This is a genomic window from Gluconacetobacter entanii, assembly GCF_003206495.1.
Taxonomy (GTDB): Bacteria; Pseudomonadota; Alphaproteobacteria; order Acetobacterales; family Acetobacteraceae; genus Novacetimonas; species Novacetimonas entanii.
The window spans coordinates 13,582-40,048 of the sequence record NZ_NKUF01000006.1 but is presented as its reverse complement, the minus strand read 5'-3'; the positions used below and the strand labels follow the sequence as shown (position 1 = coordinate 40,048).

The window sequence follows — 26,467 nt, the reverse complement described above, 5'->3', positions numbered from 1 at the left end:
TCATGACGCAGAAGTGGGCCGGGACACCGGAACAGAATTCCCCGCGCCCCTTTCGTTCGGGCGTCGTGGCCGGTAGGGTCTGCCAAAATGCAAGATCACGGACAGGAGTTGTCGGGACCGCCATGAACATGACGCGCCTTCTGGGCGACGAAGATCCGTCGCCGGTGGTTGAATTTGGCCCCTCCGCCACGATGCCGGGCACACACGGGGGCGATTCGCCGTTCCTGTTCGTCAGCGATCATGCCGGTCGCGCGGTCCCGCAGCGGCTGGGTGACCTTGGCGTGGCCGAGGAAGACCGCGCGCGGCATATCGCGTGGGATATCGGCATTGCCGGGATGGGCAGGGCGCTGGCCAGACAGCTTGGCAGCCTGCTGATCGAGCAAGCCTATTCCCGGCTGGTGATCGACTGCAACCGTGCGCCGGGGCATCCGACCTCCATCGTGCGCGAAAGCGACGGCACGCAGGTGCCGGGCAACCTTGACCTGTCGGTCGAGGATGAAGGCGCGCGGGTGGAGGAGATCTTCCACCCCTACCACAACCGGATCGCGACCGAACTGTCGGCGCGCCGTGCCGCGGGCCTGCCGGTCGTCGTGGTGGCGCTGCACAGCTTCACGCCGGAAATGAACGGGGTCAGCCGCCCGTGGCATGCCGGGGTCCTGCATAACCGCAACCCTGCCTTCGGCCTGCGGGTGCGCGATTTCCTGGCCCGTGAAGAGGGCCTCGTCATCGGTAATAACGAACCCTATGCCCTGACCGATGTCAGCGATTATACCATACCCACCCATGCCGAAGGGCGTGGCCTTGCCTATCTGGAACTGGAGGTGCGCCAGGACCTGATCGCGACGGAGGAAGGGCAGCGCGAATGGGCGGACCGCCTTGCGCGGATACTGCCACAGGCATGGGAGGGGATGGGCGTATGACGCGGGCGGACATGCAGGCACTTCCCGCGCCCCGCAGGATCGGCGGACTGACGGCGCTGGCGGGTGTCATCGGCTGGCCCGTGGCGCATTCGCGTTCGCCGCTGATGCATAATTTCTGGCTGGCGCAGTATGGAATTGACGGGGCCTATGTGCCCCTGCCGGTGCGGCCCGGCGCGTTTGACGTTGCGGTGCGCGGCCTGCAGGCGGCAGGCTTTCATGGGACCAATGTCACGATCCCGCACAAGGAAGCGGCCTTTCGCATCGTTGACCGGCTGGACCGTTCGGCGCGGCGTTCCGGTTCGGTCAACACGCTGGTCTTTGCGCCCGACGGCGCCATCGAAGGATATTCGACCGATGGTGACGGCTTCGTCGCCAATGTGGAGGCGCACGGCATCGCGGTGACGGGCGGGCGGGCGCTGCTGCTTGGCGCGGGTGGCGCGGCCCGGGCCATCGCGGCGAGCCTGCTGGACCGTGGGGTTGCGGTGACCATCGCCAACCGCACGGCGGCGCGTGCGCACGAACTGGCGGACGCCATGCGCGCGGATGCGGAGGCGGGCGCGATGGTCGATGTCGCGCCCTGGGACGGGCTGGGGACGGTGCTGCCGGGGTGCGACATGCTGGTCAACACGACCTCTGTCGGGATGCATGGTGGGCCGCCGGGCGACCTGCCGATTGACCTGGCGCTGGCGACGCCTGCGCTGGTGGTGTGCGACATCGTCTATGTCCCGCGCCAGACGGCGTTGCTGCGCACTGCTGCGGCGCGCGGCCTGCGATGCGTGGACGGGCTGGGCATGCTGATCCATCAGGCGCGGCTGGGCTTTCGCAAATGGTTTGGCACCGATCCCGTCATCGGGGCGGAGGTCGAGGCCCTGCTCGATGCCGACCTGCGGGGTGAGGGATCCTGACCGGGCCTGCTGGCATGCGTGGATATGGGCGGCACAGGCGCGGCATGATCGTCGTGGGGCTGACCGGCGGTATCGGGATGGGCAAGAGCACGGTGGGCGCGATGCTCCGTCGGCTGGGCGCGCGGGTGTTCGATTCCGATGCCGTCGTGCATCGCCTGCAGGCCCCCGGCGGCCGGGCGCTGCCCGCCATCGGCCGGCTTGTCCCCGGTGCGGTGCGCAATGGGGTGCTGGACCGGGCGGCGCTGCGGCGGGCGGTCATGGCGGACCCCGCGCTGTTCAGGAAGCTTGAGGGCATCATCCACCCGATGGTGCGTGATGAATGCGACGCGTTCCTGCGCGCCGCGCGCCGCGCACGCTGCCCGATGGCGGTACTTGACATCCCGCTGCTGTACGAGGCGGGGATGGATGCGTTATGTGACCGCGTGATCGCCGTCAGCGCGCCGCGCGGGATACAGCGCCATCGCGTGCTGGCGCGTGGGCATATGGACCGCGCACAGGTGGATGCCATCATCGCGCGGCAGATGGATGACCGGCAGCGCCGGGCGCGCGCCGATCACGTTATCCTTACGGGACTGTCGCGCGCGCTGACATGGCGGCAGGTCCGCGCAGTCGTGGCATCGTTGCGCCATGCAGAAGAAAGGGGCCGCACATGAAGCGTTCCATCCTGTTCGATACCGAAACCACGGGGCTTGACCCGCTGACCGGTGACCGCGTGATCGAGATCGCGGCCCTCGAACTGATCGGCGACCTGCCAAGCGGGCGCAGTTACCGCGTCCTGATCGACCCCGAGCGCGACGTGCCGGAGGAGGCGTCGCGCGTGCACGGCTTCACCCGCGCGGATCTGGATGGGCAGCCCAAATTCGCGGACATCGCACCGGAATTCCTTGAATTCATCGGCGATGACGAACTGATCGCCCATAATGCGGCGTTCGATTTCGGGTTCCTCAATGCCGAACTGCGGCGCGCGGGACTGCCGGAACTGGCGATGTCGCGCATGGTTGATACATTGCAGATCGCACGCGCGCGTTTCCCGGGGATGCCCAACAGCCTCGATGCGCTGTGCCGCCGCTTTTCCATCGACCTGTCGGCGCGCACGACCCATAACGCCCTGCTCGACTGCAAGCTGCTGGCCGAGGTGTATATCGAACTCAGCGGCGGCAGGCAGCGTGGCCTTGGCCTGTCGGTGGAGGAAGGGGGCGGCGCCACGACCGCGACCTATGAATATGCCCGCCCGGCGGGTCATGCGGTGGTGCGGATCACTCCGGATGCGGCGGAACTTGCGGCGCATGCCACATTCGTGGACGCGCTGGCGGAGCCATTGTGGCGCGCCTGAAGGTTTTTTTTCGCCGGGATGTGAGGCATCCGGGGTTTGCGTTGTCCCCTTGTCATCGCTTTCATGCGCTTGGGGGTGTGGCCCTTCGCGCCTGCATGATCTAGGATCGTACGGGCGTAGCGTCAGGTTATTGTAAAGACAGGAAGAGAGCAGTGTCCCCGGACGAGATTGTCGATCCCTCGGTTGCCCCTTCCGATCAGTTCAGGCGCTTTGTCACCCATGTGGGGATTCCCGTCGCCGGGGTCCTGATGGTCATTGCCGTGATTGCCGGTGTCGGCTGGCATTCCTACCGCACGGTGCGCAACGGGGCGCTGAGCCTGACCCACAGCCTGCTGCTGAGCCAGCAGGAATATGTCGGCAACGAGGTCAACAACTACCTCGCCCCCGCATCGGCCGGGGCCGTGATCGCGCGCGACATGCTCCAGCGTGGCAACCCTTCGGTGGAGGACAAGATCTTCTACGGCTACAGCGGCAGCATGCTGCGCAACGTGCCGCAGATCCAGTCCTACTACCTTGCCGACAGTGACGGCAATTTCAGTCTGGTGCAGCGCGGTCCCGACAACAAGGGGCTGGAGCAGATCACCCTGCAGGACAAGGGCACGCCCAACGCCACGTTCATCCATCACATCTTCGATGACAGCGGCAAGCTTGTCAGCGAGCAGAAGACCAAGGCTAACGACTACGACCCGCGCCTGCATGTCTGGTACCAGGAGGCGGTCAAGGCGGGGAAAATGGTCTGGACCCCGCCCTATATCGTCGAGGTCACCAAGCAGATGGCGATTTCGGCGGGCATGCCCTACACCACGGCGACCGGCAAGACCTATGTCTATGCCATCAACATGTCGCTCAGCCACCTGACGGACTTCCTCGATGCGCTGAAGATCGGGCGCAGCGGGCATGGCATCCTGCTGGACCAGTCGGGCCACGTGCTGGCCGGCCACAAGATGCACGAGATCGAGGCCGCGGCCCACGGCGACCCGGCGAAGATGCTGCTTGATCCAGTGCATTACCCGGTCATGTCCAAGGCGTTCGATCAGTACCGCGTCCACAGCTATGGCACGCGCACCATCCGCAGCAAGGGGCAGAACTACATCGCCATGCTGTCGCCGGTGCCGCTGGCGTCACAGAACTGGGTGCTGATGCTTGTCGCGCCCGAAAGCGATTTCGCACAGTTCGCCAAGGCCGACGGGCGGCAGAACCTGTTCTTCGCCTTCCTTGTCGTCATCATGTCCTCCATCCTTGCGGTGCTGCTGTTCCGGCAGGGACGCAAGACGGAACATGTGCAGCATGACCTTGAACGCTTCCGCGCGATTTCCAATTACGAAAGCCATTCGCTGCAGACGGTCGCGTCCTATCCCGAACTGTTCAACCCGTCCGATGACGCGCTGATCCTGACGGAAAGCCTTGTGGACCTGTCACAGGCGCGGCGCGCGGGAATCTGGCGCATCCTGCATGATGGCGCCACGCTGATGTGCATCGATTCGTACGACCGTCAGCAGGATGCCCATTCCGGCGGGTTCGAACTGTCCACCAGTGAACTCAAGACATTCTTCGACGCCGTCTCCCACGGGGATTCGCTGTTGGTCGCCGATGCCTCCAAGGATGAGCGCACGGCCAACTTCTACCGCCTCTACATGCGTTCGATGGGCAGCCACAGTCTGTTCCTCGGCCCGATCCTCGGGGCGAACGGTCCCGTGGGCGTCATCACGCTGGAGGACGCGCCGCAGGCGTCGCTGGTCACGCATTTCGTGGACATGATCGCGGGCATCGCCGCGACCCGCTTCTCCGCTCAGCATTACACCGCCGTCGAGGCGGCGCGCGCCGAACTCGCCGATAACGAGAAGGTGCAGGAAGAAGCCCCCGATCCCAGCCAGGGCTTCCTGGTGCCGCCGGGGTCGCTCAAGGTCGATGGCGCGTATCCGCTTGATGTCGATCCCAGCAAGCTGGAAGGTTTCTATCCGGCCGTGGCGATCATGGTCATCAGCCTGTCGGACATGGTGATGACGGCGCAGAACGACCCGTCGGAAAACCTGAAGCTGATTGACGCAATGGCGCAGCAGTTGCAGGACATCGCCCGTCATTACGGCCTGTATTCGATCCGCATGCTGGGCCACAGGCTGGTCTGCGTGGCCGGGTGTTCCAAGACCCCGGACAAGAGCGCCCCCGAAAGGATGGCCAACGCCGCGCTGTCGATGCGTGAAGTGACGATGTCGATGCTGGCGAAGGCGGACCTCGACCCGGTCTTCCGCATCGGCATCGATGTCGGCCCGGTCTTCGGCGGCCTGCTGGGGCAGGAACCACGGGTGTTCAACCTGTTGGGCGATGCGATGGGCATGGCCGAACTGATGGCGCAGGGCGCGCCGGATGCAGGCACCATCCAGGTGACGGAGGAAATGTATCTCAGCCTGCGTCAGTCCTTCCTGTTCCGTGAACGTGGACGTTTCTTCGTGCCGGGGATGGGCCTGACACGGACCTACGTGCTGGCCGGACGGCGATGACCCCGAACGATCCCACATCCCCTGACGTATCGGCGGGAGCGCCCGCCACGCCCCCGCCCCACCCGGCGGCGGGGACGGCTGACGCACCCGCCGCACCGCCGCCGCCGCTTGTACGGCTGCTGTTCCGGGTTGCGCCATGGCTTGCGGCGATCGGGCGCTTTGTCCGACATCAGGTGCGCTTTACCCTCATGCTGGTGGGTGCGGGGTGGGGAACCTTCCGCGAAAGCCTGCGGCCCAATTCATGGCGCAGGCCGGTCATCTTCGAATTCCGCCACTGCCTGCGGCAGGTCCTCAGCGGGGGCCTGATCAGCACGGTCGTCACCGCCACGCTGGCCGGACTGATGGTGGTGTCGCAGGCGGCGTACTGGCTTGGCTTTGCGGGCATGGCGCAGATGACGGGGTCGATCCTCGTTTCCGTCCTTGTCCGTGAAATCACGCCCATCCTGGTGGGCATCATCCTGCTGGGCCGCAGCGGCATGCTGTCGCTGACGGAAATCGGGCTGATGGTGCTCAATGGGTAGGTGCGCACCATGCAGGCGCGTGGCCTCGATCCGTTCCTGACGCTGGTGATGCCGCGTGCCTTCGCCTTTACGTTGGGCGGGTTCGCGCTGGGGATGATCTTTGCGCTGGTCTCCCTGCTGATGGGCTTTTTCGTGGCCCATGCGACGGGGGCGATCAATTCCTCGGTCTGGACGTTCTTCTTCAACGTGCTGACGGCGATGACGACGTGGGATTACCTGATCATCCCGCTCAAATTCCTCCTCGTCGGGTTCTTTGTCGGTCTGGGGGCGTGTGTTTCCGGCCTGACCGTCAGCAACAATGATACGATCGCGACATTGATGCCGCGTGGCTTCGCCCGTGGCATCATGCTCATCATGGTGGTCAACATCCTGTTCATGCTGGATTTCTGACGATGGTGGCAAACGCTCCCCTTCTGGAAATGCGCCAGGTCGTTCCCTCGTTCGAGGAAACGGGCCTGATGCCCACACCCTATGATTTCCGGCTGATGCCCGGTGACTGCGCGGTGATCGACTGCCGCGATTCCGGGCGTGCGGCGATGTTCGCGGACCTGTGTTCGGGGATGATTTCCCTGTCGCAGGGGACGTGCCGGTTCATGGGGCTGGACTGGAGCACGCTTGCCGACCGGCAGCTTAACGCGCTGCGTGGGCGCATCGGCCGCATCCCGCGTGCGGGCGGGTGGATCAACATGCTGGGCACCCACCTGAACATCATGATGCAACAGCTTTACCACACCACGGATGATTTCGAGGATGTGGTCGCCGCGGCCACGACCCTGGGGGAACAGTTCGGTTTCCCCGGCCTGCCGATCAGTACGCCCGACCACCTGTCCACGGCTGATCTGGCGCGCGCGGCGTGTGTCCGGGCCTTCATGGGACGGCCCGACCTGCTTGTTCTGGAGGATATATCCGATATGCTGCCAGCAGAAATGGTACTTCCGTTTCTCGAGACCCTGACCGCGGCGCGCGACCGGGGATGCGGCGTGGTCTGGCTTGCGCGGCATGCATCGTCATGGAATGTCTATCGCAAGGCGGTGAACATTCACATGCGCCTTCTTGATGAAGGCCTTTTCCACATGCGGGTGATATAATGGCACAGAAACAACAATCCTATGGAATCCGTCAGCTTGTCCGTGTCCGCTATGCGGATGAATGGGTTGGTGTTCTTGTCCTTTTCTCGCTGCTGATCCTGTTTGGCGCGGTGCTGGAGGCCGGTGTACTGCGCAACTGGCTGACGCCGGCGGGACGGTTGCGGATTGTCCTGCCTGAAAATGGGGTTGGTGGCCTGTCGGTGGGCGATAACCTGGAGGTCATGGGCATCCATGCCGGCACGATCCGCCGCGTACGGATCAACCCGTCGGGCGGCATGTATGCGATTGCCGAAATCGACCCCGACATCGAACCCTATATCCGCCGTGACAGCGCGGCCGTGATCCGGCGGCAGTTCGTGGTCGCGGGGGCAAGCTACATCGATATCTCCCGCGGAACGGGGGAAAAGCTGGACTGGAGCTATGCCGTCCTGAACGCGACGAACGCGCCCAACCCGGCGGACACGATTACCCAGACCTTTGCCGATATCCGCGCGCGCATCATGCCGGTGCTTGATAACGCGCAGCACATGATGGCGACGATGGATGCGACCATCACGGACATGCATGCGGGCAAGGGGTCGATTGGCCGCCTGATGACCAACGACGACCTGATCCGCCAGGCGGAGGCGACGATCACGACGCTGAACGACACGATCTCCCAGCTCACCCCCATCGAGGGACAGTTGGCCACCGTGATGAAGAAAGCCGACGCCAGCATGGCCAATGTGCAGAAGGCAACGGGCGACCTGCGCGACGCATCGCCACAGTTGCCGGCGATTACCAAGAACCTCAACGATGCCAGCCAGCAGCTTCCGGTGCTTCTGGTGCAGGCGCAGTCAACGGCCCACAGCCTGCAGCAGTTGGTGGACCAGATGCGTGGCCTGTGGATCCTGGGCGGTCACGGCACGCCAACGCAGAAACATGGCCGACTGTCGCCGCGGAAGGTGCAGCCATGATGCGCGCAACATATCTGGCCTCCGCCGCCATGGTGCTTCTGCTCGCCGGTTGTGGTGGTGGAAGCAAGGTTCAGGCCCCGACCGACAGCACCCTGTCGCAGGATATGGATACCGGGCGTGACGCGGTGGACCTTGATCGCCTGTCGGTGGCGGAGGGGCAGTACCGCGCGGCGGGTGTCCGGGCGCTGGCGCGTGACGATGTCACCGCCATCGGGGATGCGGGCTATAACCTTGCTGTCGTGCAGCTTGATGAAAACAAGGCGCAGGATGCCCTGTCCACCGTGGCCTCCACACGCGCGGCGCTGTCGGTGCGTGGGGCGCAGTCGGATGACACGGGTCTGGACCTTGTGCAGGCGGGGGCGCTTTACCGGCTTGGGCGTTTTGACGAAGCCGCGAGCGCCGTAGCATTGGCCGCACGTGCGTCCGATCCCGCGATCGTGGAGAAGGCGCAGCTTCTGTCGGGTATCATTGCCGATGCCCGTGGCGACAGGACGACACTGGACAGCGCCGGTACCTATTTCGCGCAACTGCCCAGGACATCGGCATGGTCATGGCTGGCCGATGCGCAGGAAATCGCGGCGCGCAGGCTGCTGGTCGAGGGTGGGGACGCGCAGACGGCCTATCAGGACGCGATGCAGGCGGTCTCGGCGCGGCAGACGCATGTGGAATATCGCGACATGGCGCGCGGCCTGAGTGTCGCAGCACGGGCGGCGGGACAGGCGGGCAATGCGTCGCAGGCGGCGGACCTGTATATGCGCGCCAGCCAGAGCGCGCAGAAGGAAGGCGACACGCAGAATGCCGATGCGTGGCGCAAGCTTGCCGGGACCACCAGCATGCCCGACCCGTTCGCGGACCCCACGGCGCAGGCCCAGAAGGCAGCGACAGGCAAGACAACAGCCGCGAAAAAATAGGCGGCTGCCTGTAAACCCGGCATATGGTGCAGGTTATAGAAGTTTTTGGTGAAGCTTTTTCCAAAAAGCTTCGAAAGACGCCGCCTTTCCAAAAAAGGGTGGCGTCCAAAAATGTTTCTCTCTTATCAACGGTCTACCGGATCAGGTCGGGGCGACCTCGATGCTGGAATGGCGATTGACCAGTGTGGCGCTCGCCTCGTTCAGTCCGATGACCTCCACCGTCATGCCATGCTGGCGCATCTTCGTGACGATATTCTCCAGCGCGCCGACCGCCGTAATATCCCAGAAATGCGCCTGCCGCAGGTCGATACGGACCGTGCGTGCAGTGTCGCGCACGTCGAAGGCGTCGGTAAAACTGTCGGCCGAGGCAAAGAAGACCTGCCCCGTGACGACATAGGTGCGGATTTCCCCGCTGGCGTCACAGGTGCTGGTGATGTCGAGCATCTTCGACACCTGGAAGGCGAAGAACACCCCATTGAGCAGCACGCCCGCAACCACGCCCGCCGCAAGGTCATGGGTGGTGACGACAACCGCGACCGTCAGCAGCATGACCGTGCTCGACAGGCGGGGATGATGGACAAGGTCACGCAGCGACGACCATGAAAATGTGCTGGCGGAGACCATGATCATGATGGCCACCAGTGCCGCAACCGGCACCTGCGCCACCCAGGGACGCAGCGCCACCATCAGCAGCAGCAGGAACGCCCCGGCCACGAAGGTCGAAAGCCGCCCGCGTCCGCCATAACGCAGGTTGCCCACCGTCTGCCCGATCATGCCGCATCCCGCGATGCCCCCGAACAGGCCCACCGCAATGTTGGCGATGCCCAGGCCGGTGCATTCCATGCGCTTGTTGCTGTGGGTTTCGGTGATGTCATCGACGACGCTGGCGGTCATCATGGATTCCAGCACGCCCACCGTCGCCATGGCGAGGGCATAGGGCGCGATGATCCCCAGTGTCGCACTGCTGAACGGCACATCAGGCCAGACAAGGTGCGGCAGGCTGTCGGGCAGGCGCCCAAGGTCGGCCACGGTATGCAGCGGCATGGGGATGGCGGCCGCAACAGCGCTGAGCACCACGATGCAGATGAGGGGGGAGGGAATGGCGGTAAAGAATTTCGGCACGCCATAGATGATGACCAGACCCAGCGCGATCATGGCGTAGGTATGCCACGACACATGCAGCATATGCGGCACCTGCGCGGAAAAGATCAGGATCGCCAGCGCGTTGACGAATCCCGTCCGGACCGAGCGCGAGACATAGCGCATCAGCACATGCAGTCGCAGCAGGCCGAAGACCACCTGGAACAGGCCCGCCAGCAGCGTCGCGGCCAGCAGGTACTGCACGCCATGTCCCCGTACCAGCGCCGCCGCCACCAGCGCGACCGACCCGGCGGCACCGGAAATCATCCCCGGCCGCCCGCCAGTAAAGGCGATGACCACGCTGATGACGAAGGAGGCGTAAAGCCCCACCTCCGGATCGACACCCGCGACAAAGGAAAAGGCGATCACTTCGGGGATCAGCGCGAAAGTGCCCACCATCCCGGCAAGGATGTCGCGCCGTATGTTGCCAAACCATTCGTCGCGATAGCGTGTCAGTCCATTCATCCGTTCATTTCCATTCTGGTCCACGGGAAAAGGGGGATACATGCATCAATGCTGCATGCGGACTCCCCGAGATATGGGGAAGTCCCCGCGGTCCTGTTGGGATCGCAACCTGCCGGTTCATGCTTTTTCGTGAAAAAGCGCCCCGGACATTCTGGTCGCGCGAAAATAGGGTCTTCAAAATCCGCCAGACAATAACAGGCTGGCGGATTTTGTGCCCAGGTTTTTGCCGTAAAAAGAAGAAACCGCGCCCGTGCCGCCAGGGGACGGGTGTCAGTTGTCCGAAATGCTCATGTCCGCGCGCCGCCACCAGCATTCCTGCGGCGGACGGGGGGTGGGCAGCATCAGCAACGGATCCCCGGCATAGCGCACGGTATTGGTCGGCGTTTCCTCCAGCACGATTTCCGCGCAGGTCAGCACGTCGCCATCGGCGTGCAGGAACGCATTGAGCTTTGCCATCATCAGGCAGGCCATCAGTTCGGTCGTCGGATCGCCGGGGGTGACCACGATCCGCCCCGCGCGTTCGGGTTCATGCGTGCGGAACCATGACAGCAGCGGATCGCCCTCGCCAAGCTGGAAGGCATGGTCGAGGCTGTTATCGACGAAACCGTGCCATGTCCCCTTGGCCCGGTGGAAGGGGACGACCATGTTCTGCGTCCCGTCCAGGCGCGCAGGGTTCGTCGGGCGCAGGGTCACGCGGACATATTCGTTATGGCCATGCGGCAGCGCACAGCGTTCGCTTTCCCCCGAAAGCAGGCGGTGCGCCATGCAGAAGCGCCGGGTAAAGACCAGTTCAAGCATCGGATGTCATGGCCTCGAACCGTTCCCATCCGGCGCGCCGCAACTGGCAGGCGGGGCAGGTGCCACAGCCATGGCCCCACGGGTGCATGACGCCACGCGTGCCGAGGTAGCAGCTATGGCTTTCGCGGTTGATCAGGTCCACCAGCGCGTCACCGCCAAGTTCGCGCGCCATCATCCATGTCTGCGCCTTGTCGATCCACATCAGCGGCGTATGCAGCACGAGGCGGCTGGCCATGCCGAGGTTGAGCGTCACCTGCAGCGCCTTGATCGTGTCATCGCGGCAGTCGGGATAGCCGGAATAGTCCGTCTCGCACACGCCGGTGATGATGTGGCGCGCATTGCGGCGTGCGGCCAGTGCTGCGGCAAAGGTCAGGAAGATGATGTTGCGCCCCGGCACGAAGGTCGTGGGCAGGCCGTTTTCGCCCAGCGTGATCTCCGCCTCGCGCGTCAGCGCGGTGTCCGACACCGCGCCAAGTGCGTCGAGCGACAGCGTATGGTCCGGGCCAAGCCGCGCGCCCCATGCGGGGTCGAGCGCTGCCATGCCGTCGCGCAGTTTTTCGAGGCACGACAGTTCGACACTGTGCCGCTGCCCGTAATCGAAGCCCAGCGTTTCCACATGCGCAAAGCGTGACAGCGCCCATGCAAGGCAGGTCGCCGAATCCTGGCCGCCCGAAAAGACGACCAGCGCACTCTCACCCGAAGGTCCGGCGCAGGAGGGAGCGGGAATGGTCATGTCAGGGAATCCCGATCAGCTTGTGTGTCTGCAGCGAAAGCCGCCATTGCGGGTGCGCCATGCAGTATTCCACGGCACGCGCGGTATTGGCCACGCGGTCGGGGCCATCCATCGGCTGCAGCCAGAACTGCGTGAACTCCAGGCCCGCCACCTGTTCGGGCATCAGGCCGGGCTGCGGGAAGACCAGCTTGAGTTCCTGCCCCGATGCCTGCACCAGCGTCGTGCCCGCCTTGGGGCTGACGCAGATCCAGTCGATGCCATCAGGTGCGGCGACGGTCCCGTTGGTCTCCACGGCGATGAAGAAGCCGCGCGCATGCATCGCGTCAATCAGCGCCGCATCAAGCTGCAGCAGTGGCTCCCCCCCCGTAAAGACGACAAAGGCCCCCGCGCGGGAGGGCGCGGGCCACGCGGCGGCGATCGCATCGGCCAGGGCCGCGGCATCGGCAAAGCGGCCACCGCCCTCGCCATCGGTGCCGATGAAGTCGGTGTCACAGAACCGGCAGGCCGCGTCACTGCGGTCCTCCTCCCGGCCGGACCACAGGTTGCAGCCGGCGAAGCGGCAGAAGACAGCCGCCCGGCCGCTCTGGCCGCCTTCACCCTGCAACGTGGGAAAGATCTCCTTTACCGTATAGGACATGACAGGACGTGACCTTGGTTACGGCAGTGTTTCAGCAGGCGCCGGTTGTGTGCATGCCCAGCCGCTTCAGCAGGCGCATGTCGCGGCTGGCGGCGGGGTTGGGCGTGGTCAGCAGCTTCTCGCCATAGAAGATGGAGTTCGCCCCCGCGAGGAAGCACAGCGTCTGCGCCTCATCATTCATGTCCTCGCGCCCGGCGGCCAGGCGGACACGGCTGGTAGGCATGGTGATGCGGGCGGCGGCGATGATGCGCACGAATTCGATGGGATCGACCACGTCGGCGTCCTTCGCCGCAAGCGGCGTGCCATCGACGCGGACCAGCATGTTGATCGGCACGCTTTCGGGATGGCGCGGCATGCTCGCCAGTGTCGCGATCAGGCCCGCGCGGTCATTCTCGTCCTCGCCCATGCCGACAATCCCGCCACAGCAGACATTGATGCCCGCGTCGCGCACGTTCGACAGCGTATCCAGACGGTCCTGGTAGGTACGGGTGCTGATGATCTCCCCATAATATTCGGGGGAGGTGTCAATGTTGTGGTTGTAGTAATCCAGTCCCGCCTCACGCAGGCGGTGCGCCTGCGCGTTGTCGAGCATCCCCAGCGTCACGCAGGTTTCCATGCCAAGGCTTTTCACCCCCTCGACCATCGCGCAGACGGTCTCGAGGTCATGTTCCTTGGGGGAACGCCACGCCGCCCCCATGCAGAAGCGCGCGGCCCCGGCGTCACGCGCGGCGCGGGCTTCCTTCATGACCGCTTCGACCGCCATCAGGCGGCTGGCCTTCACACCGCCATCCTCGTGCATCGCGCTCTGCGGGCAGTAGGCGCAGTCCTCGGGGCAGCCACCGGTCTTGATCGACAGCAGGGTGGAGATCTGCATTTCCGTTGGGTCGAAATGCTGGCGATGCACGCTCTGCGCACGGAACAGCAGTTCGGGGAATGGCAGGGCGATCAGGGCTGCGACCTCGTCACGGGTCCAGTCGGTCCTGATGGATGACGTCGGCAGGACCGGGGGGGTGGTCGCGGGCGGCAGGGTGGCCGCGGTAAGGCCATCGGACATCTGGCGGGATCCTCGGACGGTTCGGGGGTTGGGGAAAGCAGCATCTGCCATACAATGGCGTTCCTTGTCACGGACTGCGCGGCACCGTGGAACGTTTTTTGGCGCAGGCCCCGGCGGGGATGTACGGGGGAACGTCCATGCGTCCCCCCGATGCCGGGCTTCAGCCCAGGATGCGCGCCAGCGTGGTGCCCAGTTCGGCCGGGCTTGCGCTGACATGGATGCCGGCGTCACGCATGGCCTCGATCTTGGCGGCGGCGGTTTCATGGCCGCCCGTGATGACCGCGCCCGCATGGCCCATGCGGCGGCCCGGCGGCGCGGTCGCCCCGGCGATGAAGCCCACGACCGGCTTCTTCGTGCCGCTGGCACGGATCAGTTCCGCGCCCTCGATTTCCGAGGTGCCGCCGATTTCCCCGATCATGACGATCGAATGGGTGTCGGGATCCGCGATCAGGCGTTCCAGCACGTCGGTGAAATCCATGCCCTTGACCGGGTCGCCGCCAATGCCGACGCAGGTGCTCTGCCCCTGTCCGATGGCCGATGTCTGGGCCACGGCCTCGTAGGTCAGCGTGCCGGAGCGCGAGACGATGCCCACATGGCCGCGCCGATGGATGGGGCCGGGCATGATCCCGATCTTGCATTCGCCCGGCGTGATGATGCCGGGGCAGTTCGGGCCGATCAGCAGGCTCGACGAACGTTCCAGCGCCATGCGCACCCGCACCATGTCCAGCACGGGTATCCCCTCGGTAATGCATACTATCAGCGGGATTTCGGCGGCTATCGCCTCCAGGATCGCATCGGCGGCGCCGGCGGGCGGGACATAGATGACGGACGCATCGGCGCCGGTCGCCTCACGCGCCTCGGCCACGGTGTCGAACACCGGCAGGCCGAGATGGACCTCGCCCCCCTTGCCCGGGGTCACGCCGCCGACCATGCGGGTGCCATAGGCGATGGCCTGTTCCGTGTGGAACGTGCCCTGCGCGCCGGTGAAGCCCTGCGTGATGACCTTGGTGGAACTGTTGACAAGAATGGACATCAGGCTGCTCCGGCGGTGCGAACGGCGGCGACGATCTTGCGGGCGGCATCGCCCAGGTCGTCGGCGGGAATGATGGTCAGGCCGGATTCGGCCAGCAGGGCGCGCCCGCGCTCCACATTGGTGCCGGCAAGGCGCACCACCAGCGGCACGTTCAGGCCCGTGTCGCGTGATGCGGCGATGATGGCCTCCGCGATCACGTCGCAGCGCATGATCCCGCCAAAGATGTTGACGAGGATGCCGCGCACCTTGGGGTCGGACATCAGGATGCGGAAGGCCGCGGCCACGCGCTCGGTCGTGGCGCCGCCGCCGACGTCGAGGAAGTTGGCGGGCGATTCGCCTTCCATCTTGATGATGTCCATCGTTGCCATCGCAAGGCCCGCGCCATTGACCATGCAGCCGATCGACCCGTCGAGCCCGACATAGGCGAGGCCATGCCGTGCGGCCTCGCGCTCACGCGGGTCCTCCTCGTCCTCGTCCCGCAGTTCGGCGAGGTGTGGGTGGCGGTAGAGCGCGCTGTCGTCGAACGACATCTTCGCATCCAGCGCCAGCAGGTCGCCCGACCCGGTGACGATCAGGGGATTGATCTCCACGATGGCGGCGTCCAGCCCGCAGAACGCGTCATAGGCGGCGCGCACGACCTTCTGGAACGCCCGGATGGAGCGGCCCTTCAGCCCGAGTTTCACCGCAAGGTCGCGCGACTGGTAATCGCAAAGGCCAAGGGCGGGGTCGATGCTGGCCTTGAGGATGCGCTCGGGGTGGGCGGCGGCGACGTCCTCGATCTCCATGCCGCCTTCGGACGATGCGACCACGGCGATGCGGCCATTGGCGCGATCCACCAGAAGCGAGAGGTAGAGTTCGCGGGCGATGTCGCAACCCGATTCGATGTATACCTTGCGCACAATCCTGCCATGCGGTCCGGTCTGCTTCGTGACCAGGGTGTGCTCCAGCATGGCGTGTGCGGCGGCACCCGCTTCCTCGGCGCTGCGGGCAAGGCGTACGCCGCCCCTGTCGTCGGCGGCGCCTGCGAAATGGCCCGCGCCGCGGCCGCCGGCATGGATCTGCGCCTTGACCACGGTCAGGGGTGCCGCAAGCTCGCGCGCGGCGGACGCCGCATCTTCGGCAGAGGTGGCGACACGACCGTCAGGCACTGGCATGCCGAACGAACGCAGCAGCGCCTTGGCCTGATATTCGTGAATATTCATCTTGCGACCCAATCTGTCGTTTTTCTTGTTGTCTGCGGAATGTGGCGTACACGATCCGTACGGGGTTTTACAACGATCCATGATACGCAGGCTTGGCGTTATGGCGAAACATGTGCCATGTCGTGCGGCGTAATGACATGTCCCGGTGGGGCTGACGGAGTTTATGCGAGAGTACGGGTTGCGATGAAACACTGGCGCATTGAGCAGATGGACTGGGACGGATTTGATCCGTCACGGGTAAATCCGGAGATCATCCCCCTCGTCAAGGCCGCGTCGGTGGTGGAGCGCAACGGTGTCGATTACGCCGCGTATCTCAAGAACGTGTTTGCGGATGACCCCGATTTCCAACAGGCGGCCGACCGCTGGGCGCATGAGGAGGTCCAGCATGGCGATGCGCTGGGCCGGTGGGCGATGCTGGCGGATCCGTCATGGAACTACATGGACGCGTTCGAACGGTACCGGAAATCCTACCGGCTGGACCTTGATGTCGATACCTCCATCCGGGGGTCGCGCACGGGGGAACTGATCGCGCGCTGCATGGTGGAGACCGGGACGTCCTCGTTCTATACCGCGCTGGCCGATGCGACGGATGAGCCTGTGCTCAAGGCGGTGTGCAAGCAGATCGCCGCCGACGAATACCGCCATTTCAAGCTGTTCTATGACCACATGCACCGTTATCTGGAGCGTGAGAAGCTTGGCGTGTGGCAGCGCGCGCGCATCGCACTTGGCCGTGTGGGCGAAAGCGAGGACGACGAACTTGCCTCCGCCTACCACACCACGAACGACGCGCCGGGGCAGCCCTATGACCACCGGCGCTGCATCGCGGCGTATATGTCGCGCGCGCTCAAGGTCTATCAGCCCCGCCATACCAACCGGGTGACGGGCATGATCCTCAAGACGATAGGATGGACACCGCATGGCAGGCTTCATGCGGTGATTGCACGCGCATTCTATTACCTTTTGAAATTTCAGCAGAAAAGATTTGCCCGCATGACGGTGGCGACCTGAGGCGCATGGCACGCAGAGACGGAGAAGGCATGACGGTAAGATACTGGCGCACGATGGCGGGTCCGGCGGCAGGCACGGCGGTCGCGGGCAGGTTCCCGCACCTCGTGCTTGGTGCGGTCCTGTCCGTTGCGGTCCCGGTGATGGGCACGATCCCGCAGGCCCACGCCGACGCGCCCGATGCGTCCGTCGCCCCCACCCCTACGGCGGCCACCGGCCCTGCGGCGCAGCCCGCATCGACGGCGCCGGCAACGGTCCCGGCGACCGCAACGCCTGCCCCGGCAGCCCCGGCAGCCCCGGCCACATCCGTCGCCACGCCGCAGCCCACTGCGGCGCCGCCCCCGCCTGCGTCCGTAGTACCGACCGGCCCCCTGCCAAGCGGCGGCCCCGACGCCCCGGAACTGGGCGAGGAGGCACGCGCGGTCCGCCTGCAGGCGGCGCAGATCGGGCTGCGCGCCTTTACCGCGCCCGATTTCCATCCCGGCAAGGTGCGCCATATCGTGCTGATGCGCTTCCTGCCGACCATTACCGACGCCCAGCGCGCGGAGGTGGTGCGCAGGTTCATGGCGCTGGGCCAGGTGTCGCGCCGTGACAACGGCCAGCAGGTCATAGCCAGCATCGAAACCGGCGTGCAGATGAGCGGCGAGGGCGTGGACCAGGGCTTTGAGCAGGGCTTCATCGTGACCTTCAATTCCGAAGGCGACCGCAATTACTACGTCGGGAAGCCGGTGGTCAGCGATCCCGCCTATTTCGACCACGCGCATGAAGCGTTCAAGAAATTTGCCGCACCCTATATCATCGGGGTGCTGGTGTTCGATTACGCGCTGCCTTCGCGTCAGGTGCAGCATACGCGCCGTGCCGCGGTCACGCGCCCCGGCATGACGCAGCAGCAGGGATGAAGACGCCCCCCCCCGCCCATGACGCGGGCAGGGGGATGGACATATCGGGTTTCGGGAGTGTCGCGCTTGTGTCGATCATGTGCGCCTGTCAGGAACGCACCCGCCAGAATGGAGAATTCTCATGACATCGGTCACGCTTGGACACCTGGACGAAACACTGCACGAGGCCACGGCCGCCGCCGTTGCGCGCGTGCTCGAAGCCTATGAACTGGAAATCGAATATGTCCCCGGCACGCATGAGGCGCTGATGGCGCACATGCGCAATGGTGATATCGACCTGTTCGTATCCGCATGTCTGCCGGATGTGGATGCGGCCTACCTCGACCCCGCGCTGGGGATGGAGCCGCTGGGCGACCTGTATCGGCCGGAATTCGGCTGGTACCTGCCCACTTCCGCCGCGACGGGCCTGACCTCGATCGCCGAACTCGCCGCCGATGGTCATGACGTGAACCGTGAGATCGTGACCGCGCAGTCCGTGCTGGACCGGGTGCGCCACGGGGTTGCGGCCTACAACCTGACGGAACATGGCTTCACCATCGCCGCCCGCCCCGATGAGGACGTGGTGGAATATGCCGACCAGGCGATCAGGACCGGCGATCCGGCGATCATCGCGCTGTGGCAGCCGAACTTCCTGCATTATGGCAGCACGAACCTGACGCCGCTGGCCGACCCCAAGGGGGCGCTGGGCACGGCGCAGACGGCGCGCATGCTGGTGCGCCGCGCCGTCCGGCCGGAACTCGACAGCGACATGCTCGACGAACTTGATGAACTGACGCTGGGCAACAAGGTGGTCAGCGCGCTTGACCATGCCATGCGCGTGGAAGGCATGAGCGCCGACGCCGCTGCCGAGGCATGGCAGCGCGGCAAGCTTCTGCCGCGCTGAGGTCCGGCCATGGACGCGACCGGCGGTGGTGATGCGCGCGATGGGGGGCTTGCGGCACAGTACGAGGCCTATCCCTATCCCGAGCGTGACCCGCGTGAGGAAAAGCGGCGGCTGCTGATCGGCAGCCCCAGCCACCTGCGTGAAATCGATTACTGGGTGTTCGGCGCGACCCGTCCGCGTTCGCGGCCACTGCGCGCGCTGGTCGCGGGATGTGGCACGGGGGACGGGGCCATCATGCTGGCCACCCACATGTCGCGTGAGGCGCGTCCCGGCGAGGTCGTGTGCGTCGATCGGTCGGAACATGCCCTGCGCATCGCGCGCGAACGGGCACAGGCGCGGGGGCTGGAAAACATCCGCTTCGTGCCGGGGGACCTGACGCGACTGGATGCGCTCGACCTCGGGGCGTTCGATTACATCGACTGCTGCGGCGTGCTGCACCACCTGCCGGACCCCGATGCGGTGCTGGCTACGCTTACGGGGATGCTGGCGCCGGGTGGGGGCATGGGGCTTATGGTCTATGCGCCCTATGGCCGGACGGGCGTGTACATGGTGCAGGACGCGCTGGCGCGGCTTGCCCCGCTGGAGGAGACGCCGGCACGCAGGCTCGATGTGGCGCGGCGCGTCATGCGCCACCTGCCGGCCACCGCATGGCTGCGGCAGAACACCAATTTTGGCGATCACCTGACGGGCGGGGATGCGGGGCTGTATGACCTGCTGCTCAACCCGCGTGACCGGGCCTATGACGTGATGGCGCTGTTCGGCCTGCTGGACCGTGCGGGGCTGTCGGTTGCGTGCCTGATGGAACCGCTGCGCTACGACCCGGCGCTCCTGCTGGCGGACCCGCGCCTGCGTGCGCGCCTGCGTGACATGCCCGAACGCGACCGCGCCGCCGTGGCGGAGGACCTGGCGGGCAACATGGCGACGCATGTGGCCTATGTCACCCGTGCCGATAGCCCGGTGTCACGCGCGGACCCGATGGCCATGGATTCCGTGCCGGTGATGCGGGAAATCCCCGGCGTCGAACTGGCGAAGCAGATCGGGCCGGACGACCGGCTGCCCTTTGCGTTCGGCACGCTGGTGGTGCCCGTCGCGGTGCCGCCGCAGACACGTGGCCTGCTGCCGCTGATCGATGGGGAGCGCACGGTGGGCGACCTCGCCGCTATCATGGAGACGCGGGGCATCCCCGCCGCGCGGTTCGCCACGATCTGGCGCACGATGTTCACCACCTTGTCCGGGCTGAACCGGGTCCTGCTGCGCGCACCGAAGTGACAGGCGATGGCGGTCGCCTGCCGATTGTCCTCTTTGGCGCACGTGTCTGCCCGGACGGCACGCCGTCACGCACCCTGCGCCTGCGGGTGGAGGCGGCGGCAGCGTTTGCGCGCACATGTGAACATCCCCTGCTGATCCCCACGGGGGCCGCGCGTGACGGGCTGCCGTCGGAGGCCGCGGTCATGGCCACGATGCTGCGTGACCTTGGCATTGCCGGGGAAAATATCCTGCCCGAGGAGACGGCGCGCGATACGCTGGAGTCGGTGCGGGCCTGTTCACGACTGCTGCATGCGATGGGGCATGACGGGCCGGTGGCCGTGGCCACGAGCGCCTATCACCTGCCGCGCTGCATGGCATTGATGGCGCTTGCCGGCTGGCGGGTCATGCGGGTGCCGCCCCCGCCGCATCCGGCCGCGCGCTCGGTGCCCCGGCGGTGGTTCTGGCGCCTGCGTGAGGGCGCGGCCCTGCCGTGGGATGTGCTGCTGATGCTGGCGCAGGGCAGGCGCGGGGCGTCATCGTGCGATTGACAGAGGGTGCGTCGTGCCGCCATCACCGCAGGGATTTTTTTGAACATTGAGCGGGACACGACAGCCATGCCTGTGCAAGCCTTTATTTTCCCCGGCCAGGGAAGCCAGTCCGTCGGGATGGGACGCGACCTTGCCGAAGCGTTCGCCCCTGCGCGCGAAGTCTTCCAGGAAGTTGACGACGCGCTGGGCCAGCACCTGTCGAAGCTGATGTTTGAAGGCCCGATCGAGGACCTGACCCGCACGGAAAACACACAGCCCGCGCTGATGTCCGTCTCGCTCGCCGTGCTGCGCGTGCTGGAGCGTGAGGGCGGGGTGAACTTGCGCACGGAGGTCGCGCTGGTGGCGGGGCACTCCTTGGGGGAATATTCGGCGCTGGCGGCGGTGGGGTCGTTCGGCCTGACGCAGACGGCGCGCCTGCTGCGCCTGCGCGGGCAGGCGATGCAGAAGGCCGTGCCCGTGGGCCGCGGTGGCATGGCGGCGCTGATTGGCGTGGACCTGGAACAGGCGAGCGCCATCTGCGAGGAAGCGGCCGTCGTGAAGGAAGAAGGCCTGCCGGACCGGCGCGAGATCATCGAGATCGCCAATGACAATGGCGGCGGGCAGGTCGTCGTGGCGGGCGAGATGCCGGCCATCGAACGTGCGATCGCCATTGCGAAGGCACGCAAGGTCAAGCGCGCGCTGGCGCTGCCGGTGTCCGCGCCTTTCCATTGCTCCATGATGGAACCCGCGGCGCAGGCCATGCGTGAAGCCCTGGCGCATGAGGAGATCCGCACCCCCGTCATCCCGGTTGTCGCCAATGTGACGGCGGCGAAGGTGACGGACCCCGCCACCATCCGCGACCTGCTGGTGCGGCAGGTCACGGGCACCGTGCGCTGGCGTGAAAGCGTGGAGGCGATGGTGGCGATGGGTGTGGACAGTTTCACCGAAATCGGGGCGGGGAAGGTGCTCTCCGGTCTCGTGCGGCGCATCAACGGCGACGTGGCGACGCGTTCGGTCGGCACCCCCGCCGATGTCGAGGCGTTCCTGGCGGCGCGCTGAGGCGGCACCAGTTGCGGCAGTCCCGCAGGCAGCGGGACCGCCATCCCAAGTAGCAAGGAAAATGGCTGTTAGATGTTCAGGCTTGATGGAAAGGTGGCGCTGGTAACCGGGGCGTCGGGTGGAATCGGCAGTGCGATCGCACGCGCGCTGCATGGGCAGGGGGCGTGTGTCGTCCTGTCCGGCACGCGTGAGCAGGTCCTGCGCGATGTCGCGGCGTCCATCGCGCACGACGCGGGCACGGATGAGGGACGGCTGCATGTCTGCACCGCCGACCTGTCGGACGCGGCGGCGGCGGACGCCCTTGTCGCCACGGCGGAGGAGAAGGCGGGCGCCCCGCTCGACATCCTCGTCAACAATGCGGGGCTGACGCGCGACACGCTTGCGATTCGCATGAAGGACGAAGACTGGAACCGCGTCATGGACGTGGACCTGTCGGCACCGTTCCGCCTGTCGCGCGCGACGCTCAAGGGGATGCTGCGCCGCCGCAGCGGGCGCATCATCAACATCGCCTCCGTCGTGGGCGTGACGGGCAATGCGGGGCAGGTGAACTACTCCGCCGCGAAGGCCGGCATGATCGGCATGAGCAAGTCCATGGCGCAGGAAGCCGGCGCGCGTGGCGTGACCGTCAATGTCGTCGCACCCGGCTTCATCCAGACGGCGATGACCGATGTCCTGCCCGATGCGCAGAAGGAAAAGCTGGTTTCCGCGATTCCTCTGGGCCGGATGGGCCAGCCCGACGACGTTGCATCCGCGGTGGTCTACCTCGCCTCCGCGCAGGCGGCATGGGTGACGGGGGCCACGCTGCACGTCAATGGTGGCATGGCGATGCCCTGAGGCGGGGGAGGAGAGAATTTCGCTGGACAGCAGGGCCGAAGTGGCAAAAAAGAGAGGGTGAACGGGGCGGCGCATCGCGACATGATGCGCCGCAGGCACAAGGAAATGCGATCATCGCCTTGGCGTGGACACGCAAACCGTGCTAATCGCCCGCAGCTTCGTCCGAAGCGGGCCGGACGCTTTTTCTCGCGTTTCCGGTTTGCGGGACGTTACCAGGACGAATGAGTTTCGAACCGCCCGTTTCTTCAGGGGCAGACAGGAAGCAGAGACAGATGAGCGAAATTGCCGATAAGGTTAAGAAGATCGTTGTCGAACACCTCGGTGTTGACGAAAGCAAGGTGACGCCGGACGCCTCTTTCATCGACGATCTCGGGGCCGACAGCCTGGACACCGTTGAACTGGTGATGGCGTTCGAGGAAGCCTTCAGCGTCGAGATCCCCGAAGATGCGGCGGAAAAGATCACGACCGTCAAGGACGCGATCGACTACATCGAGAAGCAGAAGGCCGCCTGAGCTGCGTTTGCAGCTTTTGAGGCTTGAGTAAAGAAACAGTCAGGTATTGTCAGATTCAGGGAGCAGGTCGGGTTGATACAGTCTGCCGGATTGGCGTCGAAACAGCGACGCGTTGTTGTGACCGGTATGGGCATCGTCAGTCCGCTCGGGCTGGGGATTGAACATAACTGGTCACGTCTGGTGGCGGGGGAAAACGGCTTTGGCCGCATTTCCGCGTTCGATCCGTCAGGATTGCCAGCGCAGGTCGCAGGCGAAGTCCCGGCCGGGCCCACCGAAGAAAACTGCCTGACTCTTTCCGACTGGGTTCCTGTCAAGGACCAGAAGAAGATGGACCGTTTCATCCATCTCGGACTGGTGGCAGCAACCGAAGCGGTCGAGGATTCCGGCTGGAAGCCCGAGACCGAGGAAGAACGCTGCCGCACCGGTGTCATGATCGGCGCCGGGATCGGTGGTCTTCAGACGATTTACGAGGCATCGGTCACGGTCAAGGAAGGTCGCGCGCGGCGCCTGTCGCCCTTCTTCATTCCTTCCGCGCTGATCAACCTTGTTTCGGGGCATGTCTCCATCAAATACGGGTTCAAGGGGCCGAACCATTCCGTCGTGACGGCCTGCGCCACCGGCGTGCATGCCATTGGCGATGCCTCGCGCATGATCATGCTGGGCGATGCCGACGTCATGGTGGCCGGCGGGGCCGAGGCTGCGGTGTGCGAACTCGGCATTGCCGGGTTCTGTTCCGCCAAGGCCCTGTCCACCCATTTCAACGATACGCCGGCCAAGGCGTCGCGCCCGTGGGACCGGGACCGTGACGGCTTTGTCATGGGCGAGGGTGCGGGCATCGTCGTTCTGGAAGAATACGAACACGCCAAGGCGCGTGGTGCGAAAATCTATGCCGAGGTCGTGGGTTACGGGATGTCGGGCGACGCCCATCACATCACGGCCCCCGCCGCGGGCCATGACGGTGCCTTCCGCGCCATGCAGGGTGCGTTGCGCAGCGCGGGCATGACGCCGGCCGACATCCAGTACGTCAATGCGCATGGCACCTCCACCATGGCCGATGACCTGGAGCTTGAGGCGGTTGAACGGCTGTTCGGTGATGACGGGCGCAAGCTTGCGATGTCGTCCACCAAGTCGGCGATCGGGCACCTGCTGGGTGCCGCGGGCGCGGTGGAGGCGATCTACTCCATCCTTGCGATTCGCGATAATGTCGCGCCGCCGACGCTCAACCTCGACAACCCCTCGCGGGAGAGCGTGATCGACCGTGTCGCGCATGAGGCGCAGGCACGTCGCATCGACACCATCCTGTCCAACAGCTTCGGCTTTGGCGGCACAAACGCCAGCATCATCCTGCGTGGTGTCTGAAGACAGGGGCTGAGACCTCCCGGTAACGGGGGATGATACGAAAGGGGTGGCGTGCGTAGGGTTCTGGCCGGACTGGGTATCGTTTTTCTTGTTCTGGTTCTGTCGGGGCTGGCGGGTATTGGTTTCGGGATGTGGGTGTTCACCCGTCCCGGCCCGTTGCCGGACGCACGTGTGGTCGTGGTGGCCAAGGGAGGGGAAGGCAGCGCCTATGCCTCGCTCCGGGCGGCCGGTGTCTTTCCCGATGATGCATGGACCCATCCCGTCTTTCGTATTGCGGTGCGCCTGACCCGTCCTGACGGGGCGCTTCATGCCGCTGAACTGACCTTTCCCGCACATGCGTCCATGCAGCAGGCCCTGTTCGTGCTGCGTCATGGCAGGCCGGTCATCCATCGCCTGACCATTCCGGAGGGGCGTTCGGCGCTGCAGATCGCGGCGTTGCTGGCGGATGCGCCCGCGCTGGACGGGACGTTTACGCCCCCGGCGGAGGGCAGCGTGATGCCCCTGACCTATGATTATGAATGGGGAATGTCGCGTGCGGCGCTGCTGGAGCGCATGCAGCGTGCCATGGCCCGTGCGCTGTCCCATGCATGGGACGGGCGGGTGCCTGATCCCGCCATTGCGGATCCGCAGGCGCTGCTGGTCCTTGCCTCCATGATCGAGCGTGAAACCGCCGTGGCGGAGGAACGGCCGATGGTGGCGCGTGTCTTCCTCAACCGCCTGCATCAGGGAATGCGGCTGCAATCGGACCCGACGGTGGTTTATGGCATCAATCAGGGGGCCGGACCGCTGGGGCATGCGCTGTCACATACGGACCTGACCACGCCCACGCCCTATAATACCTATGTCATACCAGGCCTGCCGCCCGGCCCGATCTGCTCCCCCGGTGCGGCATCGCTGGAGGCGGCGGCCCATCCGGCGGATGGGGACATGCTGTATTTCGTGGCCAATGGCCATGGCGGCCATGATTTCGCCAGCAGTCTGGGCGATCACAACCGGCATGTCAGCGCATTCAGGCAGCACCAGACATCGGCCCCCAAATAGAACTGCCTGTTAACGAGAATCATTCGGAAGTTTTTTGGGGAAGCTTTTTTCAAAAAGCTTCGAAGGACGCCGCCTTCCTGGAAAAAGGCGGCTCCCGGAAACTTTTGGTAATTTCCCTTACTGGCTGGGCAGGTCCTGGCTGTGGACCTCTCCGGCCTGCGCAGGCTGGACAACAGGCTGGCTGCTGGATGTCGTGGTGCCCGTGCCACCGGTGGGAACATTGGCCTGCGCCGCCGTCAGGACCTCGGTCAGTGCGCTGCGCAGGGGATCTGCCCCCGGATTGTTGACACGCATGGAAATCACGATGTCTTCCGGCCCGACGATCTGGTTGTAATAGGCGCGGTTGGCCGGACTGTTGACTTTCAGCTTTGATCCGCCCAAGGCGGCGCCTGCGAACATGCCCTTTGATTTCTGCACGCCCATGATGTCGGTGTTATGCGATCCTGCCGTCCCGCTCTCGATTCCCGAACCGGAGGAGGCAAAGGATGTCCCGGCATCCGCCCCGAACTTGAACTGACTGTCGAGCAGAGACTGCACGCCATTGTCGGTCATGACGAACATCATGATCTCGGCGTCCTGCATGCCCAGTTGCAGGCCGAAATTGGAGGTGGTGATGGTATAGAACGCCGGGTCCGACCATGAACCGCGCGCATCGCGCGTCAGCAGGACACATCCGCCGCTGCCGCCGCCAAAGGCGATGGACATGCGAAAGACGGACGGGCACACGATCACGCCGCGCGCCTGCGCAAGGTAGCGCGTGATCTTGCTGGTGGACTTCGCCCCGGAAAAGATGTCCCGCACCGCAAGCGTGGCCCTATCGACAAGGTTCTGTTCCTTTTCCATGGTCGCGGTGGCGGCCATGACGGCATTGCAGGGCAGCGCAAGCAGGGCTGCGGCCATGAGACT

26 protein-coding genes and 1 pseudogene are annotated in these 26,467 nt (G+C 65.2%); 19 read left to right on the top strand and 8 right to left on the bottom strand.

Annotated elements, in window-relative coordinates; translation table 11 throughout:
* Positions 1-122: 122 nt before the first annotated feature.
* The 9 genes and pseudogenes from CFR72_RS04335 (at position 123) to CFR72_RS04295 (ending at position 9,132) form a co-directional block, all read left to right on the top strand.
* Positions 123-920 carry an N-formylglutamate amidohydrolase gene (locus tag CFR72_RS04335; protein ID WP_110912819.1) on the top strand — a complete coding sequence of 266 codons (798 nt, stop codon included), beginning with the start codon at positions 123-125 and terminating at the stop codon, positions 918-920.
* Positions 917-1,825 (top strand): shikimate dehydrogenase, encoded by a 909-nt coding sequence (locus CFR72_RS04330; protein WP_208629961.1) that lies wholly within the window; start codon positions 917-919, stop codon positions 1,823-1,825. The genes CFR72_RS04335 and CFR72_RS04330 overlap by 4 nt, the downstream gene beginning before the upstream one ends.
* A gap of 44 nt (positions 1,826-1,869) precedes the next feature.
* Positions 1,870-2,478 carry a dephospho-CoA kinase gene (gene coaE, locus CFR72_RS04325; RefSeq protein ID WP_110912901.1) on the top strand — a complete coding sequence of 203 codons (609 nt, stop codon included), beginning with the start codon at positions 1,870-1,872 and terminating at the stop codon, positions 2,476-2,478.
* Positions 2,475-3,158 carry a DNA polymerase III subunit epsilon gene (dnaQ, locus tag CFR72_RS04320; protein ID WP_110912818.1) on the top strand — a complete coding sequence of 228 codons (684 nt, stop codon included), beginning with the start codon at positions 2,475-2,477 and terminating at the stop codon, positions 3,156-3,158. The genes coaE and dnaQ overlap by 4 nt, the downstream gene beginning before the upstream one ends.
* A gap of 152 nt (positions 3,159-3,310) precedes the next feature.
* Positions 3,311-5,656 carry an adenylate/guanylate cyclase domain-containing protein gene (locus CFR72_RS04315; protein ID WP_110912817.1) on the top strand — a complete coding sequence of 782 codons (2,346 nt, stop codon included), beginning with the start codon at positions 3,311-3,313 and terminating at the stop codon, positions 5,654-5,656.
* Positions 5,653-6,567 (top strand): annotated as a pseudogene (locus CFR72_RS04310) (MlaE family ABC transporter permease). The gene CFR72_RS04315 and the pseudogene CFR72_RS04310 overlap by 4 nt, the downstream one beginning before the upstream one ends.
* A gap of 2 nt (positions 6,568-6,569) precedes the next feature.
* Positions 6,570-7,265: a P-loop NTPase family protein gene (locus CFR72_RS04305; RefSeq protein WP_110912816.1), complete on the top strand. Its 696-nt coding sequence runs from the start codon at positions 6,570-6,572 to the stop codon at positions 7,263-7,265.
* Positions 7,265-8,221 carry an MlaD family protein gene (locus tag CFR72_RS04300; protein ID WP_110912815.1) on the top strand — a complete coding sequence of 319 codons (957 nt, stop codon included), beginning with the start codon at positions 7,265-7,267 and terminating at the stop codon, positions 8,219-8,221. Before CFR72_RS04305 ends, CFR72_RS04300 begins: the two co-directional genes overlap by 1 nt.
* On the top strand, positions 8,218-9,132 hold the full coding sequence (locus CFR72_RS04295) for a hypothetical protein (RefSeq protein ID WP_341865257.1): 915 nt from the start codon (positions 8,218-8,220) through the stop codon (positions 9,130-9,132). The genes CFR72_RS04300 and CFR72_RS04295 overlap by 4 nt, the downstream gene beginning before the upstream one ends.
* 141 nt (positions 9,133-9,273) lie before the next feature.
* Here CFR72_RS04295 and CFR72_RS04290 read toward each other — a convergent pair whose 3' ends face one another.
* The 7 genes from CFR72_RS04290 to sucC form a co-directional block, all read right to left on the bottom strand.
* Entirely contained in the window at positions 9,274-10,737 is a 1,464-nt protein-coding gene (locus CFR72_RS04290) for a SulP family inorganic anion transporter (RefSeq protein ID WP_110912899.1), read from the bottom strand.
* 270 nt (positions 10,738-11,007) lie between these two features.
* Entirely contained in the window at positions 11,008-11,535 is a 528-nt protein-coding gene (locus tag CFR72_RS04285) for a 6-pyruvoyl trahydropterin synthase family protein (RefSeq protein WP_110912814.1), read from the bottom strand.
* Complete coding sequence (gene queC, locus CFR72_RS04280) at positions 11,528-12,268, bottom strand: 7-cyano-7-deazaguanine synthase QueC (RefSeq protein WP_110912813.1); 741 nt, start codon at positions 12,266-12,268, stop codon at positions 11,528-11,530. Before queC ends, CFR72_RS04285 begins: the two co-directional genes overlap by 8 nt.
* A gap of 1 nt (position 12,269) precedes the next feature.
* Entirely contained in the window at positions 12,270-12,905 is a 636-nt protein-coding gene (gene queE, locus CFR72_RS04275; protein ID WP_110912812.1) for a 7-carboxy-7-deazaguanine synthase, read from the bottom strand.
* A gap of 31 nt (positions 12,906-12,936) precedes the next feature.
* Entirely contained in the window at positions 12,937-13,959 is a 1,023-nt protein-coding gene (bioB, locus tag CFR72_RS04270) for a biotin synthase BioB (RefSeq protein WP_110912811.1), read from the bottom strand.
* Positions 13,960-14,119: 160 nt separating this feature from the next.
* Entirely contained in the window at positions 14,120-14,992 is an 873-nt protein-coding gene (gene sucD, locus CFR72_RS04265; protein ID WP_110912810.1) for a succinate--CoA ligase subunit alpha, read from the bottom strand.
* Positions 14,992-16,194 (bottom strand): ADP-forming succinate--CoA ligase subunit beta, encoded by a 1,203-nt coding sequence (sucC, locus tag CFR72_RS04260; RefSeq protein WP_110912809.1) that lies wholly within the window; start codon positions 16,192-16,194, stop codon positions 14,992-14,994. Before sucC ends, sucD begins: the two co-directional genes overlap by 1 nt.
* A 183-nt stretch (positions 16,195-16,377) precedes the next feature.
* On the opposite strand from sucC, the gene CFR72_RS04255 reads away from it, so the two are divergent.
* From CFR72_RS04255 to mltG, 10 genes are all read left to right on the top strand, one after another.
* The gene (locus CFR72_RS04255) at positions 16,378-17,202 is read left to right on the top strand and encodes an acyl-ACP desaturase (RefSeq protein ID WP_110912808.1); all 825 of its coding nucleotides are present in this window, start codon (positions 16,378-16,380) and stop codon (positions 17,200-17,202) included.
* A 29-nt stretch (positions 17,203-17,231) separates the two neighbouring features.
* Positions 17,232-18,098 carry a Dabb family protein gene (locus CFR72_RS04250; RefSeq protein WP_244182170.1) on the top strand — a complete coding sequence of 289 codons (867 nt, stop codon included), beginning with the start codon at positions 17,232-17,234 and terminating at the stop codon, positions 18,096-18,098.
* Positions 18,099-18,219: 121 nt separating this feature from the next.
* Positions 18,220-18,981 (top strand): glycine betaine ABC transporter substrate-binding protein, encoded by a 762-nt coding sequence (locus CFR72_RS04245; protein ID WP_110912807.1) that lies wholly within the window; start codon positions 18,220-18,222, stop codon positions 18,979-18,981.
* Positions 18,982-18,990: 9 nt separating this feature from the next.
* The gene (locus CFR72_RS04240) at positions 18,991-20,250 is read left to right on the top strand and encodes a class I SAM-dependent methyltransferase (protein WP_110912806.1); all 1,260 of its coding nucleotides are present in this window, start codon (positions 18,991-18,993) and stop codon (positions 20,248-20,250) included.
* Complete coding sequence (locus CFR72_RS04235) at positions 20,247-20,777, top strand: YdcF family protein (protein WP_110912805.1); 531 nt, start codon at positions 20,247-20,249, stop codon at positions 20,775-20,777. Before CFR72_RS04240 ends, CFR72_RS04235 begins: the two co-directional genes overlap by 4 nt.
* A 117-nt stretch (positions 20,778-20,894) precedes the next feature.
* Positions 20,895-21,815: an ACP S-malonyltransferase gene (gene fabD / locus CFR72_RS04230; protein WP_244182176.1), complete on the top strand. Its 921-nt coding sequence runs from the start codon at positions 20,895-20,897 to the stop codon at positions 21,813-21,815.
* A gap of 72 nt (positions 21,816-21,887) precedes the next feature.
* Complete coding sequence (fabG, locus tag CFR72_RS04225; RefSeq protein WP_110912804.1) at positions 21,888-22,649, top strand: 3-oxoacyl-[acyl-carrier-protein] reductase; 762 nt, start codon at positions 21,888-21,890, stop codon at positions 22,647-22,649.
* Between the two features lie 272 nt (positions 22,650-22,921).
* Positions 22,922-23,161, top strand: a complete 240-nt coding sequence (locus CFR72_RS04220) for an acyl carrier protein (RefSeq protein ID WP_003618476.1) — start codon at positions 22,922-22,924, stop codon at positions 23,159-23,161.
* A gap of 72 nt (positions 23,162-23,233) precedes the next feature.
* Positions 23,234-24,520 (top strand): beta-ketoacyl-ACP synthase II, encoded by a 1,287-nt coding sequence (gene fabF, locus CFR72_RS04215; RefSeq protein ID WP_110912803.1) that lies wholly within the window; start codon positions 23,234-23,236, stop codon positions 24,518-24,520.
* Positions 24,521-24,571: 51 nt separating this feature from the next.
* On the top strand, positions 24,572-25,561 hold the full coding sequence (mltG, locus tag CFR72_RS04210; protein ID WP_110912802.1) for an endolytic transglycosylase MltG: 990 nt from the start codon (positions 24,572-24,574) through the stop codon (positions 25,559-25,561).
* 117 nt (positions 25,562-25,678) lie between these two features.
* Here mltG and CFR72_RS04205 read toward each other — a convergent pair whose 3' ends face one another.
* Positions 25,679-26,461 (bottom strand): lipid-binding SYLF domain-containing protein, encoded by a 783-nt coding sequence (locus CFR72_RS04205; RefSeq protein ID WP_110912896.1) that lies wholly within the window; start codon positions 26,459-26,461, stop codon positions 25,679-25,681.
* Positions 26,462-26,467: the final 6 nt, after the last annotated feature.

Excerpts from the sequence above, each read along its gene's own strand:
- CFR72_RS04335 (WP_110912819.1), top strand. The coding sequence starts at position 123 with ATGAACATGACGCGCCTTCTGGGCGACGAAGATCCGTCGCCGGTGGTT.
- CFR72_RS04330 (WP_208629961.1), top strand. The coding sequence starts at position 917 with ATGACGCGGGCGGACATGCAGGCACTTCCCGCGCCCCGCAGGATCGGC.
- coaE (WP_110912901.1), top strand. The coding sequence starts at position 1,870 with ATGATCGTCGTGGGGCTGACCGGCGGTATCGGGATGGGCAAGAGCACG.
- dnaQ (WP_110912818.1), top strand. The coding sequence starts at position 2,475 with ATGAAGCGTTCCATCCTGTTCGATACCGAAACCACGGGGCTTGACCCG.
- CFR72_RS04305 (WP_110912816.1), top strand. The coding sequence starts at position 6,570 with ATGGTGGCAAACGCTCCCCTTCTGGAAATGCGCCAGGTCGTTCCCTCG.
- CFR72_RS04300 (WP_110912815.1), top strand. The coding sequence starts at position 7,265 with ATGGCACAGAAACAACAATCCTATGGAATCCGTCAGCTTGTCCGTGTC.
- CFR72_RS04295 (WP_341865257.1), top strand. The coding sequence starts at position 8,218 with ATGATGCGCGCAACATATCTGGCCTCCGCCGCCATGGTGCTTCTGCTC.
- CFR72_RS04290 (WP_110912899.1), bottom strand. The coding sequence starts at position 10,737 with ATGAATGGACTGACACGCTATCGCGACGAATGGTTTGGCAACATACGG.
- CFR72_RS04285 (WP_110912814.1), bottom strand. The coding sequence starts at position 11,535 with ATGCTTGAACTGGTCTTTACCCGGCGCTTCTGCATGGCGCACCGCCTG.
- queC (WP_110912813.1), bottom strand. The coding sequence starts at position 12,268 with ATGACCATTCCCGCTCCCTCCTGCGCCGGACCTTCGGGTGAGAGTGCG.
- queE (WP_110912812.1), bottom strand. The coding sequence starts at position 12,905 with ATGTCCTATACGGTAAAGGAGATCTTTCCCACGTTGCAGGGTGAAGGC.
- bioB (WP_110912811.1), bottom strand. The coding sequence starts at position 13,959 with ATGTCCGATGGCCTTACCGCGGCCACCCTGCCGCCCGCGACCACCCCC.
- sucD (WP_110912810.1), bottom strand. The coding sequence starts at position 14,992 with ATGTCCATTCTTGTCAACAGTTCCACCAAGGTCATCACGCAGGGCTTC.
- sucC (WP_110912809.1), bottom strand. The coding sequence starts at position 16,194 with ATGAATATTCACGAATATCAGGCCAAGGCGCTGCTGCGTTCGTTCGGC.
- CFR72_RS04255 (WP_110912808.1), top strand. The coding sequence starts at position 16,378 with ATGAAACACTGGCGCATTGAGCAGATGGACTGGGACGGATTTGATCCG.
- CFR72_RS04250 (WP_244182170.1), top strand. The coding sequence starts at position 17,232 with ATGACGGTAAGATACTGGCGCACGATGGCGGGTCCGGCGGCAGGCACG.
- CFR72_RS04245 (WP_110912807.1), top strand. The coding sequence starts at position 18,220 with ATGACATCGGTCACGCTTGGACACCTGGACGAAACACTGCACGAGGCC.
- CFR72_RS04240 (WP_110912806.1), top strand. The coding sequence starts at position 18,991 with ATGGACGCGACCGGCGGTGGTGATGCGCGCGATGGGGGGCTTGCGGCA.
- fabD (WP_244182176.1), top strand. The coding sequence starts at position 20,895 with ATGGGACGCGACCTTGCCGAAGCGTTCGCCCCTGCGCGCGAAGTCTTC.
- fabG (WP_110912804.1), top strand. The coding sequence starts at position 21,888 with ATGTTCAGGCTTGATGGAAAGGTGGCGCTGGTAACCGGGGCGTCGGGT.
- CFR72_RS04220 (WP_003618476.1), top strand. The coding sequence starts at position 22,922 with ATGAGCGAAATTGCCGATAAGGTTAAGAAGATCGTTGTCGAACACCTC.
- CFR72_RS04205 (WP_110912896.1), bottom strand. The coding sequence starts at position 26,461 with ATGGCCGCAGCCCTGCTTGCGCTGCCCTGCAATGCCGTCATGGCCGCC.